We start from the raw sequence: 15,646 nt of genomic DNA, 5'->3' as shown, positions 1-15,646 counted from the left end.
CGATTCTACGCCTCCAATATTCGTACCTGACCTTTATTAGCTTTCTTCGCCTGGTACATGGCTTTATCAGCCAACTTCAAACTGTCGTGTAGATTAGCCTCTTTAGTAGAGGTAAATACGACGCCTATGCTCGCCGACACAGAGTGTGAGAGTCCTTTTAAGCTTTCTATTTTATCGTCTTCGAAGAGCGCTAAAACATCATGCGCTAAGGCTATGGCTCGTTGGTCTTCTTCGGGCACATCGCCGACAAATACCGCAAATTCATCGCCCCCTAAACGTGCCACATCGTATTTTCCTAGTTCATCACCGATATGCTTTTTTGCGAGTTGTTTTAGGCCAAAACCAAAATCAGAGAGTACGCTGTCACCCTGATCATGACCGTATTCATCATTTATGTTTTTGAAATTATCAAGATCGATATAGATCAGTGCCGAACGCCTTATTTCATTTAGATTCATTGTACGCTCTAAGTTAGAGCGAAATGTCGAACGGTTTGCCAGTTGAGTCAGGCCATCAAAGTACGCCAATTTATGGATATCTTCTTCATGCATTTTCAAGATGTAGTCATCGGCTTTGCTTTGAAAATAGATAAGAATGTGGCACATCACACTAAGCGCAAATAACGTAATCACAAAACGAATTTTCACCACATCGCTGTATTCAGCTATCACCCAATTATTCGTTAGAATAATGAACAAAGTAATAACAAACGTAATGCTCAACGCTAAGCCTTGGCGAAACGGGTTAATGAAGATACTGATCGCAGCCAACAGATAAATCCATAACGTGCCGGTGTTCTCATGTCCACCTGAAATCACTAAGTAGAGACTCAGCGTGTAAATGATGGTGGTCAATCCAACCAGCCCTGCACTTCTCCATCGATTCATCACATAAATATTGCCAAGCGATGCCAACGAAAAAAAGAACAAGGTTGTACCAAGGAGATCGTTCTGCATACTGAAATTGTAAAAGCTAAACGAGAATAAGAATATCAAGCCAATCGCGGTAAAAGTGTTCACCATCATTCGTTGGCGGCGATGTTTATCCTCAACCACTTCAACTAGCTTTTCTGCAATAAAATTATGTGTCTTCAGGGGCACTATGTCTGTCTCTACTGCTCATGATGTTGATATTAAAAAATCCGTGATAGGCACACTGTTTAACTTAGATACTTATCAATTATTGGTATATTATTTGGAACGATATTAACATTATTAGCAGTACATCACTCGGTATCAACTCACAGTTATCAACATATACGCAACATTGCTATCAAGAACACTAAATGTACTAACCTCTTAATAAAGATTCATTTTTTCTAACTGTCTCAAAAGATAACGTATATTTATAAATGTGAATTGAAATCATTTACGTAGTCGCTCGGTCTAATTGAGTGATCGAAAATCCACGACGAAATACTAATAATAAGCGCATAAACAATGCAATAAGGTTCAGGCTGGCTATGACTAACTTTCATTACAATGTATCTAAAACAATCAAACTCTACGCGATCGCTGCTGTAGTGTTTGCGCTCTATGGGGGACGAGTATGTCCTTTCATGGAAACACTCAGCGCATTTGAAATTTTCACTCACGTGGGCATCACCTTTTTGCTTCTTATCATAGCTAGACACTGGGTGTCGTCGAAAGAGACCGATTCGCGTCCGAATGATTTCATCTCACTCGATACCGGATTGTTCTTCATATTTAGCCTTCCGCTCGCTCTCTATTACAACATGAGCTATGAATTCCCGCTGGAGAGTAACGTCAAGGTTCTAATCGGTATGGCCTTGTTCGGATTTTTTACTGGCACCATCTTACAGTTAGACGCCAAACTTCATCTATTTTCCCTAAGAGAACATCAGGTTGATGACGGAGTGTTATCAAGCCAGCGTCAGTCGTTAGTGAAACAGATGATCATGATGATGGCGCTGCTTTTAGTCACCTTAACCACCATGCTCACAATGGTGGCAGTAAAAGACATCTATTGGCTAGAGCATAACCCTGCCCGCGTGCTTGATGGCAGTGGTTCGATTAGTGTTATCAAGGAATTTATCTATATCACATGCGTACTTGGTGCTTACGCGGGAAGTATATTGATTTTATGGACTCGATTAATGAAGAAGGTTCTGTTGAGCCAAGAATGTGCGTTAATGGAAGTGACCCAAGGGCATGCCCATAAGCGACTGCCTATTTTCGAGCACAATGAACTGGGTTCTATGGCCTCACTCACCAATAAAATGCTCGACAGTCTTCAATCCTCTCAAGATGAAGTAAAACGAACTCGTGACGTGGCAATTCTAAGCTTATCAGCACTTGCAGAGTCTCGAGACAATGAAACGGGCGCACATATCCTTCGCACCCAAGAGTATATTCGCGTACTGGCGAATGAACTGAGTAAAAGTGAACGCTACCAGCAGCTCCTCACACCAAGCTACATTGAGCTACTGTACAAATCTGCCCCACTCCACGACGTAGGAAAAGTGGGTGTTCCAGACAGCGTACTGCTCAAACCAGGGAAATTGACCGACGAAGAGTTTGAGGTGATGAAGCAACACCCAGAAATTGGTGCTAAAGCCCTTTCTATGGCAGAAAAACAACTAGGAACCAGTTCCTTTTTAGAGATTGCCAAAGAGATCTCTCTTTCCCACCACGAGAAGTGGGATGGCAGTGGTTATCCAAACAAACTTTCAGGTGATGATATTCCATTGTCTGGTCGCTTAATGGCGCTTGCAGACGTGTATGATGCCTTGATTTCTAAGCGCGTTTATAAAGAAGCTTTTAGCCATGAAAAAGCTCGCAGCATCATATTAGACGGAAAAGGAAGTCACTTTGATCCACTGCTTGTCGATACATTTCTTGCGGTGGAAGAACGGTTCGTTGAAATAGCATCACACTATCAGGATTAACACTTGTCGTTGTAATGGCTCGCCAAGGTTAGAACACAAACTAATAGGCTAATATCATCCCTTTTCCACCCTATAAGCGGCTGAAAATAACGATCTCATGCAAAAATCTTTAACAGCGAGAATTTTTTTGTAGTTTTCTGTTTTGTTTCGGTTGTTTCAAAAGGCGCACAAAGGTATAAATGAGGAAGTTAGAAAACTCACCCTCAATTACACACGGATGAAGATTATGTTTGAAAAAGTTCTCGCAGCCCCTGCTGATCCTATCTTAGGCCTAACTGAAGAGTTTAAGAAAGATGCCCGCGCTGAAAAAATCAACTTAGGCGTTGGTATTTACAAAAATGAAAATGGCGAAACACCGGTTCTTGCGACTGTTAAAAAGGCAGAAGCCGCGCTGCTAGAAAATGAAAAAACAAAATCTTACCTGACCATTGAGGGAACCGCTGAATACGGTGTTGCGGTACAAAAGCTTCTTTTTGGTGATGATTCTGAAATTGTTGCTAACAAACTGGCTAAAACAGCTCAAGCTCCTGGTGGTACTGGTGCTTTACGCGTTGCTGGTGAGTTTATTAAGCGCCAATTGGGCGACGTGAAAATCTGGATCAGTAATCCAACGTGGGCTAACCACAATGGTGTCTTTGCGGCCGCAGGTATCAAAACCGCTCAGTACGGCTACTACAACGCAGAAACTAAAGACAAAGATTTTGATGCAATGCTTGCCGATTTAAGCACAGCCTCTGAAGGTGATGTTGTCTTGCTTCATGGATGCTGTCACAACCCAACGGGCATTGATCCAACAGCTCAAGAATGGGAAACACTTGCAAAGCTAGTAGCAGACAAAGGCCTACTACCAATGTTTGACTTCGCTTACCAAGGCTTTGCTTCTGGCGTAGAAGAAGACGCTATCGGCCTACGTACCTTTGCGAAATACTGTAAAGAAATCCTAGTTGCGAGCTCATTCTCTAAAAACTTTGGTCTGTACAATGAACGTGTTGGTGCGTTTACTTTAGTCGCTGAATCTGAAGAAGTCGCAACGACTGCCTTCTCACAAGTGAAAGCGATCATTCGTTCAATCTACTCAAACCCACCAGCGCACGGCAGTGCAGTTGTGACTCACATTCTAAACGATGCTGGGCTTAGAGCTGAATGGGAAGCTGAAGTAGCTGAAATGCGCGATCGTATTCAAGAGATGCGAGAGCTATTTGTTGCGACACTTAAATCAGAAGGTGTTAACGCAGACTTTAGCTTCATTGAACGTCAAAATGGCATGTTCTCTTTCTCTGGTCTTTCTAAAGAGCAAGTTACACGTCTTAAAGAAGAGTTTGGTATTTACATCGTAGGCTCAGGCCGTATCAGTGTAGCCGGAATGACGAAGTCGAATATGGGCCCGTTATGTAAAGGCATCGCAGCCGTTTTATAACTGCATTAAAATACGTCATATACAAACTAGAGCCAGCAAATTGCTGGCTCTTTCTTTATCTATTGATTGGCATTAAATCCATTGTTTCAAAGACTGATGCTATAGAATTCGTTAGTAATAAAATCGAAGAGAAATCCCGCCTTCATTGGTTGTATTACTTTTCATATCTCTATGGGTATAGAATCCACCCAATGTGAAACTCTGAGAAATACGGTAATCTCCCCGAAGCGTTAATATATTCTCATCAAAATGCTCACTTCGAATCAACTCTCCTACCGCTGCGATCTCCAGTTTTTTCGTCAATAGATACGCAGCCTTTAGATCGCCTCCATAGATAAAATCATCGTGCCGAAAGATACGCACATCCGTGTCATCCACCACGATATTTAAGCGCTTAAACCCTACTTTGACCCTAGGAGACAATTCAAAATTTGGCATTAGCTCAAAGCGATAGCCAATCGCAGGTTGCATTGTGTAATACTCATCTGTTTCTGTATCACGGTGTGTAAAACGGGCCGAGTAGTCAAAACCTAGCAACCAATTTTGACGATAAACCGCGCTGAAACCCACCGCGAGTGCCGTCACGTTGCTGTTGACCCCTAATGTCTCATCGTAAGAACCCGAGCTAAGATCCGCATAAAAATAGTCGTAGTTTATGAATGACGAAGAAAGCATTTCCCCATTAGGAACCTCGTCCGCCATTGCCGAAAAGCCAGTAAATAGAAAAAGAAAAGTAAAAGCTATCCATCGCTTAATCATCATCTAACCTCTATAACAAACAAAGAGTTGATCTATTGAGGATAGACTAAATAATTGATGAAAGAGGAAAACTTCATGTTCAATTTACCGCTGCTAGAAAATCAAACGAGGCGCTTTATAGATAGCCATTTCACACCATGATTTTGGCTTTGAATAGGCATGATCATGTGCTGTGAATAGGGAACAATGAATAGCGACAAATTAGAAAGGGAGTCCTTCGAACTCTACAGATGCAGAACAAACTCTTCTTGCTGATGGTTTTCAATCGCCAATTCACATTGCTGTTGAATGGCATCAAGTTGATCTTGCTCTAGGGAGTAAGGCATCACCACCTTTAGGTGTTCAATTCCTTCCTCTTTGGCTAACTCGACAAGAGTCAAAAGATTCATCTCATCACTGTAACTAGGCGAAAGTAACTGCAGCGCTGAAGCCCAAAGACGTTCTTCGGCTGAGTCTAGTATTTCAGGGGTCTTACCAAATCGTTCTGAAAATGCAGGAGCAATTGAGCTCATTGCCTCTAGGAATGTCCATTTTTTAGTGCATGAAGCGCCAAGAAAAGACGTATAGTCAAAAACTATGTACTGCTCTACTTGTTTATCCATCACATTCCTACCCTACCGATTAGTTAGAGATCCAATATCAAACAATTGAACTTCTATATCAATAGGATATAAGGCATCGGTCTTTTATATCCAAAAGTAAGGTTAAAAGGCTATATAAAAACCCAGAATGTAACAAGTGATGTACATGAATGACTCATTTCATCTCTTAATGTTTAATATTTTTTGTCTAGAAATAAAAAACATGACAATTGTTAATTTTCTTAATATTGACCGCCCAAATGGGTCGTTCTTCAAACCATTTGCACCGCTTCGTATTAAGTTATGCTCCGCAAAAACCGCCTATTTAAAGCTAACAACAGAGCAAACAAACACCTGATTTTGGCGACGAGATCTAAGCGCGAAAGATCAGGTGACGAGCATTAATGCAAATCAACACCACAAAGCATCGGAGAGCATGCTCCGGTTCTTAGTACTTAAACTGAGAGATCTCATCACGAAGCTCTTCAGATTGAGATGACAATCCCTGCAGGACATCATCCGCATCATTCACTTCAGATGATACGGCCGATGACGCATCAGCGATTGATGTAATACTGCCACTTATTTCATCCGTCACCGCTTTTTGCTCTTCCGTTGCTGAGGCAATCTGAATATTCATGTCGTTGATTTCAGTGAGCATCGAAACCAATTGAGAAAGCATTTCTGTGTTCTTACCACACGTTTCAACGCCTCTCACAACGGTTGAATTGGCACTTTCAATGCCCTTAGACACACTATTCGTCTCTTTCTGTAAGGATTCAATCTTATCTCGAATCTCTTCCGTCGAAGATTGTGTTCGTCCAGCCAAGGACCTCACTTCATCGGCAACTACGGCGAAACCCCGCCCTTGCTCACCCGCTCGCGCGGCTTCAATGGCTGCATTGAGCGCCAGTAAGTTCGTTTGTTCAGCTATCCCTTGAATCACGTCGAGCACTTCAGCAATCGAATTACTTTCCGCATGCAAACGGGTTATGGCTTCAACAGCGGTTTTCATTTCTGTACTGAGTTGGCTTATCTCTTCACCCAACACGTTTCCAACATTGACTCCCAAAGTCCCTGTATCATTGGCTTCTTTTACAAACTCAGCGGCTCGATTTGCGAACTGTGCTACCTCGCTTATAGAGGCACTCATTTGGTTAACGGCTGTTGCAACGGATTCAGAACGGTGGTTCTGGTCTTGTACAGCGTCGCGAGTACTGTTCATATTGTTCGACATGGTTTGAGTATTGTTGGTCAGTGTTTCTGTTGCGGTCGCAAATTGCTTGATCATGCCTTGTAGGTGATCGAAGAGAGCGTTTAACGACACGGCTAGATCCGTCATTTCATCTCTACCCTGCTCTTTTAATCTGGCTGTTAAGTCGTTTTCATTGCTAATTTTCTGAATTTGGTGAGACGCAATGCGAATAGGCTTGGAAATACCATTCCCAACGATGTAAGAAAGGACAATTGAGACCGCAACAATGACCACGATGACAATCATCACAGTAAAAAACATCGAATCCACTAAAGCCGAGACGTCTTTCAAAGCTTCTGCTTCATCGATCTCGGTCAGTATCCCCCACTGCATACCCGCTGCGTTTATGGGGGCGTAAGCTGAAAACACCTTAACACCACGATAATCAGGCAGTACTTTAATCCCACTCTGACCTTGCAAAGCGAGCCGGGCTGTTTCTGTATTCACCGATTGTCGTCCAATCGCTGAGTTTTTACTGCGTATCTGCTCAACCATGCTTGACGAAACACCCGCTTGAGTAAGCGCAGCAAAATAGCTGTCAGCATCTTCAATTAAAAAGCGTGATTGACTTCGTAGTAAGCTATCTTGCCCTATCAGATAGGTTTCACCGCTTTCTCCAAGGCCCGCATAACTCCAATTACCATCAAACGTCATGATTGAATTGATCACATCCACTGGCATTTGGAATATCAAGACACCAATACGTTGTCCATTTAGAAATACGGGGGTAGCGATAAAGGATGCGGCGGCTTCGTATGATGGATAGTAAGGTGCAAAGTCTTCTAGATGGTATTCTGACTCACGCATATTTACCGCGGCGTTAAATGCACTGGCGATGCCGCTGCTTCGATATGGGCCAGACTTTAGGTTTGTCGCGAAGTCGAGCTCTTTAAACACTGAATAGACAATGTTGCCCTGTAAGTCGGCCATGAAAATATCGTAGTAACCAAAGGCTTCCAAAAAGTGTTTTATTGCTGGGTGATAGCGGGCGTGAACTTTATCGTAATCGGTACCTAGGCTATCGGCTTTCATTTCATGTTTATTGCCCAACCCATTTGGGTTAACAGCAATATAACGTGATTGCAGCGCCACACCTGTTTCCGTTAACTGGCTGAGAATTTGAAGCTCATTCCCCGACGCACCATTATTGCTTGCTCGGTAACTCGCCCCAAACTCCGAGGAATAGTAGCTCTTGAGTTTGGATTTATCTGAAGAAGAGACATTAGACGAAGGGTAAGATTGATAGGCAGAAGCAAATGCTGACATAGCTTCTTGCGTACTCACATCGTGTGCCAACGTTTCTATTTGAAAGTGGATCTGGTCAAAGTAGCGCTCTATCTCTGATTTTTTGATGGCTCTTACCGATATAAGCTGGCTTGAGGCTCTGTCAATGAGAGCTTGCTCTGACATTACAGAAGCACGCCATCCGACAAAGCCCCCAGAAATAACAACACCCAGCGAACACAATACGGTACACGCAATAATGATTTTACTAGCGATCTTCATAAACAAACCTGACAGCAATACGCTGAAAGCTCCATGTCGAGTTATACGTTTCTTATTATTTTTTAACCAACTGGTTTGTATGAAATCTGTTTTGATACTTTTGTCAGTTTAGGATCGATGAGTCTATCCATCGACACTAAAAGCAGAGGGAGATTGAGTCCTTTAGGTAAAACCTTGTTAATTCTGAGGGTTAGTAGCCGAAGAAATTGGAATATTTTTGCCCATAACAAACGTCGTAAGCCCGTTTTTTTACGAAAGCGAAAACGTTCGACGTACGATAAACCTTACAAATTCTATTGATAGTAGATGATTGAACCTTAATACGCTCCTAAAGGATGCTGCACTTAGCTAACCCAATATTTCTCTCTATCAAGTCAGACGACAACGGCCGTGGACTTGGTTTTCTAACTCGTTGGTAAAGTCACTAAGAAGAAGTTGAGCGCAATAATTAACGCATATTAGCGTTTGGCCTGAATTTCTCACAATATTGTTCATTAAGGTCATTGAATTCACGACTAACCGTGGCCTGTTCTATTTACAATAAGATAACTTATCCCTATCATTTTAAGTGTCACCTCACCCTACAATAGGCATAAAATGAAAAACGATAAACGCCCTCTCTATATCACCTACGCTGGACCCGCTCTTCTTAGTACTCCACTGCTGAATAAAGGCAGCGCATTTACCGCTAACGAGCGTAGTTCTTTTAACCTTGAAGGGCTGTTACCAGAAAGTACAGAAACCATTCAAGAGCAAGTAGAACGGGCTTATCAACAGTACACCAGTTTTGAAAGTGACATGGATAAACACATCTATCTACGTAATATTCAAGACACCAACGAAACTCTGTTTTACCGCTTAGTTCAAAACCACATTTCTGAGATGATGCCTATTATTTACACGCCCACTGTCGGTGCTGCGTGTGAGAATTTTTCAAACATCTACCGACGTGGTCGTGGTCTGTTTATCTCATACGCGAATCGTGATCGCATTGATGATTTATTAAACAACGCAACGAACCACAATGTAAAAGTCATCGTGGTCACCGATGGCGAGCGAATTCTGGGTCTAGGCGACCAAGGCATAGGAGGAATGGGTATTCCAATTGGTAAGTTGGCGCTATACACCGCTTGTGGTGGTATCAGTCCTGCTTATACGCTGCCTATCGTATTGGATGTCGGCACAAACAACCCACAAAGGCTCGCAGACCCTATGTATATGGGCTGGAGAAACCCAAGAATTACAGGTGATGAATACAACGCTTTTGTCGAAGAGTTCATGCAGGCTGTTCAACGACGTTGGCCTGATGCACTGATTCAGTTTGAAGACTTTGCTCAAAAGAACGCAATGCCTCTACTTGAACGCTATAAAGACCGTCTGTGTTGTTTTAATGATGATATTCAAGGTACAGCAGCCGTCACCGTCGGCTCATTGCTTGCGGCGTGTAAAGCGGCTGGCAGTCAGTTATCAGAACAACGTGTAACCTTCTTGGGTGCAGGTTCTGCGGGTTGTGGAATAGCAGAAGCTATCATTGCTCAAATGGTATCTGAAGGGATCAGTGACGCGCAGGCTCGTTCTCAAGTCTACATGGTTGATCGCTGGGGACTGCTTCAAGAAGGCATGCCAAACTTACTGGACTTCCAGCAACGTTTAGTGCAAAAAAATAGCGATACGAAAGATTGGACGACAGAAAGCGGTGCTTTTTCTCTACTTGATGTTATGGCCAATGCAAAACCAACAGTCCTTGTTGGCGTTTCTGGTGCTCCAGGGCTATTTAGCAAAGAAGTCATTCAAGAAATGCACAAACATTGCCAGCGCCCAATTGTCTTCCCACTTTCTAATCCAACGAGCCGTGTGGAAGCCACACCAAATGACATTATTCGCTGGACCAACGGCGAGGCGCTTGTGGCAACTGGCAGCCCGTTTGATCCAGTTGTTCACGATGGTAAAACGTACCCAATCGCTCAATGTAACAACAGCTACATTTTCCCTGGGATTGGCCTTGGCGTACTTGCCGTTAACGCAAAACGCGTTACCGATGAGATGCTGATGGAATCAAGTCGCGCACTCTCTGAATGCTCGCCACTGGCTATCAATGGACAAGGCGCTCTTCTTCCTCCACTAGAATCTATTCATTCCGTTTCTAAGAAGATTGCATTTGCCGTAGCGAAGAAGGCGATTGAACAAGGTGTTGCGCTGGAAATCACAGACGAAGCATTAGAATCTGCAATTGAGCAGCATTTCTGGCAACCTGTTTACCGCCGCTATAAGAGAACAGCATTCTAAACAGTATTGAAAACCACTTCTGGTAAACGTACTGAGTTTTAATATTTATTGCCCTTACTGGCATCTCGTCTATTGATAGCGACCAGTGAGGGCTTTCTATTTTGAAGGTCACTGCATTTATTTAAAGGTCACTATGTTTGATTTTTTAGCGCCCCTTGGGCACTACTTACACCCCTATTTACTTGAAATATCCACGGCGATGATTGCCTGCGCGCTCGTGGTGTTTGGCTCAGATATCAATAGAGGGCTTCGCCACGCATTACGCGCTCACCATTTCCTCACAAGAACAATCGTTTTCGTCTTAGTCAATGCATTTGGCTATGGGTTAATCATAGTTAAAGCAACACCTTACCTGTCTCGAACACTTTCTGGGCTGAACTCTGGTATGATGTTTACAATCGTATTAGTTAGCATTATTTTGATAGGGTTATGGGCACAGCGAAATCGGCAAATATAATTGTGGAATTGATTGTTAAATTACACTCTCAGATCACTTGGAAGCGAAGCTTACAAGCGCTTAGATACGCCCTCATTTTTATCCTGATTAGTATTAGTATCCTGGCTATCATCGACCGATGGGTAAGCTGGAAAACCTCCGATTCAATCGTTTCTAACAATCAACTCATCAAACATTACGATGTCGCAGTCGTCTTAGGTACAAGTAAATTCTTAGGTCGCACTCTAAATGAATATTATCAACACCGCATCGACGCGGCCATTGAATTGTTTGAGCAAAATAAGATTGATGACTTTTTGCTTAGCGGAGACAATGCTCACCGCTCTTATAATGAACCCTGGACGATGAAGCGAGATTTACTCAGGGCAGGTGTTCCAGAGCATAATATCTACCTAGATTACGCCGGATTTAGAACCTTAGACTCGGTCATTAGGGCAAAAGAAATATTTGAAAGCGATGACTTTTTAATTATTACCCAACGCTTTCACTGTGAACGTGCTCTCTTTATCGCCAAGCACCATGATATAAACGCGCAATGTTTAGCGGTATCTGGGCCTAAAAATCATTCTGGATATAAAGTTAGGTTACGAGAAGTATTTGCCCGAGCAAAAGCCGTACTCGATCTATACATAATCAATACACAGCCTAAATTCTTAGGGCCTAAAGAGCCTATAATTAACGACAATGCGTTCGTTGGTCCACCCGAAGAACAAGTACTGCTCGAGAACACATCTGAAAACTTAGAATAAACTCACCCTATAATCTTTTCACCTTTGGCTTAAGATCTAGATCATTTGATCATCATTTTCTCTTGTTCACCAGCAAGCTGAACTCGATTTCGCCCTAAGTGTTTCGCCATGTACAGGGCTTCGTCAGCACGTGCAATCGCCTCAGTTGAACGCTCATTCGTTAACAGCGCTACTCCTATACTGCACGTCAGTGGATCACCGTGAACCCAGATATGGTTTTCGACACAACGGCGAATCTGCTCTGCCAGCTTGGCAGCGGCTTCCAGCTCCATAGCTGAACAGAAAACAATGAACTCTTCCCCACCCCAACGAACGAGTCGATGCTCTTGGTCGATGACACTGAACACAACCATAACGAATTCACGCAAGATGTCATCACCGATAGTGTGCCCGTACTGATCATTCACGTGCTTAAAGTAATCGATGTCAAGATACAAAATGGCCACCGAGTTTAATCCGTCGCCGCATTTTTCCGATTGGACTTTCAACCAATCCCTAATCGCATGACGATTCATCGCACCGGTCAAAGCGTCTCGATGAGCCAGCTCTGCATATTGGAAGTTTTGAGCACGAAGGTTTCGATTGATGTTGCGAAGATGCTCCTGCCTTGCTGCCGATTGATTGATCAGAAGCTGATTGCGTCGAATCTCCCCCAGCAATAGGAAGCTGCCACCCATTACCCACATCAAAAGCAAAGACATAAACAGAGTATCACCAGGGATGTATTTGCCCACTAGAGACACTTCTCTGATTTCCATTCTGTAATGACCTAGGCCAACAGCGGACCCCGTAGCGAATTCTATTTTGTTTACGTTTGAGAACTCCGGAGCGGAGTGTTCGATAGGTATATTGTTGTCCACTAACCACCATGTCATGACTTGCAGGCTATGCAGTGGGATCTCCAAAAGTCCCTTTCCTTGTCCTGGCGCGTATTCAATACCATTATATTTATGGGTATATTCATCTTCAACAAGAGAGTACGCCGAGTTAAAGTTGCGCATGTAAAAACGCATTTTAGGGTGGGAATTATCTTCAACATTGACTAAATCCACGTCTAACCGAACAGTATGATAAGAAGAGAGATCAAGGCCATTTTCTTCTTGGTCATTAAGGTGGATAGATACACCACAGTACGGCCAAGGATAATCACTTTCTTTAAGTTCGCAACTAAGAATAGCAGTCGAACCTTCAATGAGTACGTCGGCGGTAGACGAACCGTCATTGGAGGAATCACTGGTTGCGTAAAAGGTATACATACTAGGAGGTATAAGCCTAACCCTGCCATCTCCATACCAACGATATAGCTGAACAGCTAGAATTGTGATTAAAACCATGAAAAATACAGATTTATGGATAAACTTCATACCGTATTGCTGACTCCACAGCCAAGTAAGCTAAAACATGAATTCTTACGATGTCGGAACAGAGTATTTGTTCGCTGCAATACTTCCGCAATTTGGCTGTAAATGCCACATTGGTTCAATAAAACTTAAGCATAAGTGACAATATGCTTATTAAAATTCGAGACAGATCACCATTTGTATTATGCAGTAAGCCATTCAAGTATAATCGACTATTGATATTTCACATTTTATTTCAATACACGATCTTTGCTAAACTAACGCTACATTCTAAGAACAACGAGCAAAGTCATGTCATTCACCATTCAAGGTACATTAAAGAAGATGACCGCCTCTCTTGGCGAGCAAGTAATGTATCAGCTACCCGTCGGTAGTGAATCCGTCGAGCTAAATCCGCTCATCGGCAAGTCAATCACCCTCACCCATACTGGCAATATCTATTGTAGTTCATGTGGTAAAAAGACCAAGAAAAGCTACTCCCAAGGCCATTGCTTTATCTGCATGAAAAAGCTAGCAAGCTGCGATATGTGCATCATGAAGCCCGAGACTTGTCACTACGAGCAAGGAACCTGCCGGGAGCCGCAATGGGGCGAAGAAAATTGCATGGTCGATCATTTCGTCTACCTTTCGAATACATCAAGCATGAAGGTTGGCATTACTCGCCACACTCAAATTCCAACGCGTTGGATCGATCAAGGGGCGACTCAAGGTTTACCTATCTTCAAGGTGAAGACCCGACATATCTCTGGATTAATAGAAATTGAGTTAGCAAAGCACATTGCTGATAAAACCAACTGGAGAACGTTATTGAAGCAAGATGGTGACGATCTACCACTGGCAGAAAGGTTTGCTGAACTCCTTCCTCTTGTTCAAGACAAGATCGATGAGATTAAGCAAAAATATGGCGATGACGCTATCCAAATCTTGGATGAAAGCATTACTCCACTTCAATTTCCTGTCACACAGCATCCGACCAAGATAGTCTCGCATAATTTTGACAAGAACCCAGAAGTGACAGGCGTGATTCAAGGAATAAAAGGTCAGTACCTGATCCTCGATACTGGCGTTATCAACATTAGAAAGTTCACCTCCTATGAGGTTGAAGTCACCGCTTAAAGCATTCGCCTCTTCTGGCTTAGTTAGAAGAGGCGACATAAAACAGACTGATTCACCGCCTCCATATTTCACATCTTCCACCTTTCTAAAAGTGACATTTTTAGCCATTCCGTTCTTGTGATGATCTATTGGTTCTAACCTATTCCCTTTTATTCATGAAAAGGCCCTTGTTTGCCCTTTCTTTACCCCCATATCTTCCATACAATCATCCCAATTAGTATTCTAATTTTAAGTATTGGAGCGCGAATGAGCGACGTAAAACATTGTAATCTATTAATTCTTGGATCAGGTCCTGCTGGATACACTGCCGCTGTTTATGCCGCTCGTGCAAACCTTAACCCAGTTTTAATTACCGGTATGCAGCAAGGCGGACAACTGACGACAACAACAGAAGTTGAGAATTGGCCTGGTGATCCTGAAGGCCTAACTGGGCCTGCATTGATGGACCGCATGAAAGAGCACGCCGAGCGCTTTGAAACCGAAATGTTGTTTGACCATATCAATGACGTCGACCTGAGTCAGCGTCCTTTCCGCTTGAAAGGGGACAGCGGTGAATACACCTGCGACTCTTTGATAATCTCGACCGGAGCTTCGGCAAAATACCTAGGACTGGAATCGGAAGAAGCGTTTAAAGGTCGCGGTGTATCGGCCTGTGCAACTTGCGATGGCTTCTTTTATAAAAATCAAAAAGTCGCGGTTGTTGGCGGTGGCAATACTGCCGTTGAAGAAGCACTTTACCTGTCAAACATCGCGTCTGAAGTTCACCTCATTCACCGCCGTGATACGTTCCGATCAGAAAAGATTCTGGTCAAACGTCTGATGGATAAAGTCGAAAATGGCAACATCGTTCTTCACACCGACCGTACGCTAGAAGAAGTGCTTGGTGATGACATGGGTGTCACAGGCGTGCGTATTAAAGATACTCGCTCTGATAAAACCGAAGATATCGAAGTGATGGGTGCTTTTATTGCGATAGGCCACCAACCGAACACGGGCATATTTAAGGGTCAGCTCGAGATGAAAGACGATTATATCGTTGTGAAATCGGGGCTAAATGGCAATGCCACCGAAACAAGTATCGAGGGTGTCTTTGCTGCGGGTGATGTTATGGACCATAACTACCGACAAGCCATTACCTCTGCCGGTACGGGTTGTATGGCGGCGCTAGACGCGGAACGTTATTTAGACGCCTTAGCCGATAAAGCTTAACTGTTAATCTTCATATTAAATGCAAAACACTGAAGCCCAAAG

12 protein-coding genes are annotated in these 15,646 nt (G+C 43.2%); 7 read left to right on the top strand and 5 right to left on the bottom strand.

Annotation, left to right across the window (positions count from 1 at the left end):
- Positions 1–5: 5 nt before the first annotated feature.
- Positions 6–1,100 (bottom strand): GGDEF domain-containing protein, encoded by a 1,095-nt coding sequence (locus BCU12_RS14040; RefSeq protein WP_102404880.1) that lies wholly within the window; start codon positions 1,098–1,100, stop codon positions 6–8.
- A gap of 362 nt (positions 1,101–1,462) precedes the next feature.
- On the opposite strand from BCU12_RS14040, the gene BCU12_RS14035 reads away from it, so the two are divergent.
- Together BCU12_RS14035 and BCU12_RS14030 are read left to right on the top strand one after the other, a co-directional pair.
- Positions 1,463–2,908: an HD domain-containing phosphohydrolase gene (locus BCU12_RS14035; RefSeq protein WP_102404879.1), complete on the top strand. Its 1,446-nt coding sequence runs from the start codon at positions 1,463–1,465 to the stop codon at positions 2,906–2,908.
- Positions 2,909–3,134: 226 nt separating this feature from the next.
- Positions 3,135–4,325, top strand: coding sequence for an amino acid aminotransferase (locus tag BCU12_RS14030; RefSeq protein ID WP_102404921.1), 1,191 nt, complete (start codon positions 3,135–3,137; stop codon positions 4,323–4,325).
- 111 nt (positions 4,326–4,436) lie between these two features.
- On the opposite strand, the gene BCU12_RS14025 is transcribed toward BCU12_RS14030, so the two are convergent.
- The 3 genes from BCU12_RS14025 to BCU12_RS14010 form a co-directional block, all read right to left on the bottom strand.
- A complete protein-coding gene (locus BCU12_RS14025) occupies positions 4,437–5,087 on the bottom strand; it encodes a hypothetical protein (RefSeq protein ID WP_102404878.1) in 651 nt (216 codons plus the stop codon).
- Positions 5,088–5,308: 221 nt separating this feature from the next.
- Positions 5,309–5,686: a transporter gene (locus BCU12_RS14020; protein ID WP_102404877.1), complete on the bottom strand. Its 378-nt coding sequence runs from the start codon at positions 5,684–5,686 to the stop codon at positions 5,309–5,311.
- Between the two features lie 427 nt (positions 5,687–6,113).
- Positions 6,114–8,426, bottom strand: coding sequence for a methyl-accepting chemotaxis protein (locus BCU12_RS14010; protein WP_102404875.1), 2,313 nt, complete (start codon positions 8,424–8,426; stop codon positions 6,114–6,116).
- A gap of 597 nt (positions 8,427–9,023) precedes the next feature.
- On the opposite strand from BCU12_RS14010, the gene BCU12_RS14005 reads away from it, so the two are divergent.
- The 3 genes from BCU12_RS14005 to BCU12_RS13995 all read left to right on the top strand — a co-directional run bounded on the left by BCU12_RS14005 (position 9,024) and on the right by BCU12_RS13995 (position 11,918).
- Entirely contained in the window at positions 9,024–10,712 is a 1,689-nt protein-coding gene (locus BCU12_RS14005; RefSeq protein WP_102404874.1) for an NAD-dependent malic enzyme, read from the top strand.
- Positions 10,713–10,845: 133 nt separating this feature from the next.
- On the top strand, positions 10,846–11,169 hold the full coding sequence (locus tag BCU12_RS14000; protein WP_102404873.1) for a DUF3392 domain-containing protein: 324 nt from the start codon (positions 10,846–10,848) through the stop codon (positions 11,167–11,169).
- A complete protein-coding gene (locus BCU12_RS13995; protein ID WP_102404872.1) occupies positions 11,142–11,918 on the top strand; it encodes an ElyC/SanA/YdcF family protein in 777 nt (258 codons plus the stop codon). The genes BCU12_RS14000 and BCU12_RS13995 overlap by 28 nt, the downstream gene beginning before the upstream one ends.
- A gap of 41 nt (positions 11,919–11,959) precedes the next feature.
- Here the strand turns inward: BCU12_RS13995 and BCU12_RS13990 are convergent, their stop codons facing one another.
- Positions 11,960–13,282 carry a GGDEF domain-containing protein gene (locus BCU12_RS13990; RefSeq protein ID WP_102404871.1) on the bottom strand — a complete coding sequence of 441 codons (1,323 nt, stop codon included), beginning with the start codon at positions 13,280–13,282 and terminating at the stop codon, positions 11,960–11,962.
- 288 nt (positions 13,283–13,570) lie between these two features.
- Here BCU12_RS13990 and BCU12_RS13985 point away from each other — a divergent pair, with 288 nt between their 5' ends.
- Both BCU12_RS13985 and trxB read left to right on the top strand, forming a co-directional pair.
- The gene (locus BCU12_RS13985; protein WP_102404870.1) at positions 13,571–14,395 is read left to right on the top strand and encodes a DUF2797 domain-containing protein; all 825 of its coding nucleotides are present in this window, start codon (positions 13,571–13,573) and stop codon (positions 14,393–14,395) included.
- Positions 14,396–14,641: 246 nt separating this feature from the next.
- Entirely contained in the window at positions 14,642–15,604 is a 963-nt protein-coding gene (gene trxB / locus BCU12_RS13980) for a thioredoxin-disulfide reductase (RefSeq protein ID WP_102404869.1), read from the top strand.
- The last annotated feature ends 42 nt before the right edge of the window (positions 15,605–15,646 follow it).

The sequence above is a fragment of the Vibrio sp. 10N.261.55.A7 genome (genome assembly GCF_002877365.1).
In the GTDB taxonomy this organism is placed as follows: Bacteria; Pseudomonadota; Gammaproteobacteria; order Enterobacterales; family Vibrionaceae; genus Vibrio.
This window is presented reverse-complemented; position numbering and strand designations above follow the sequence as displayed.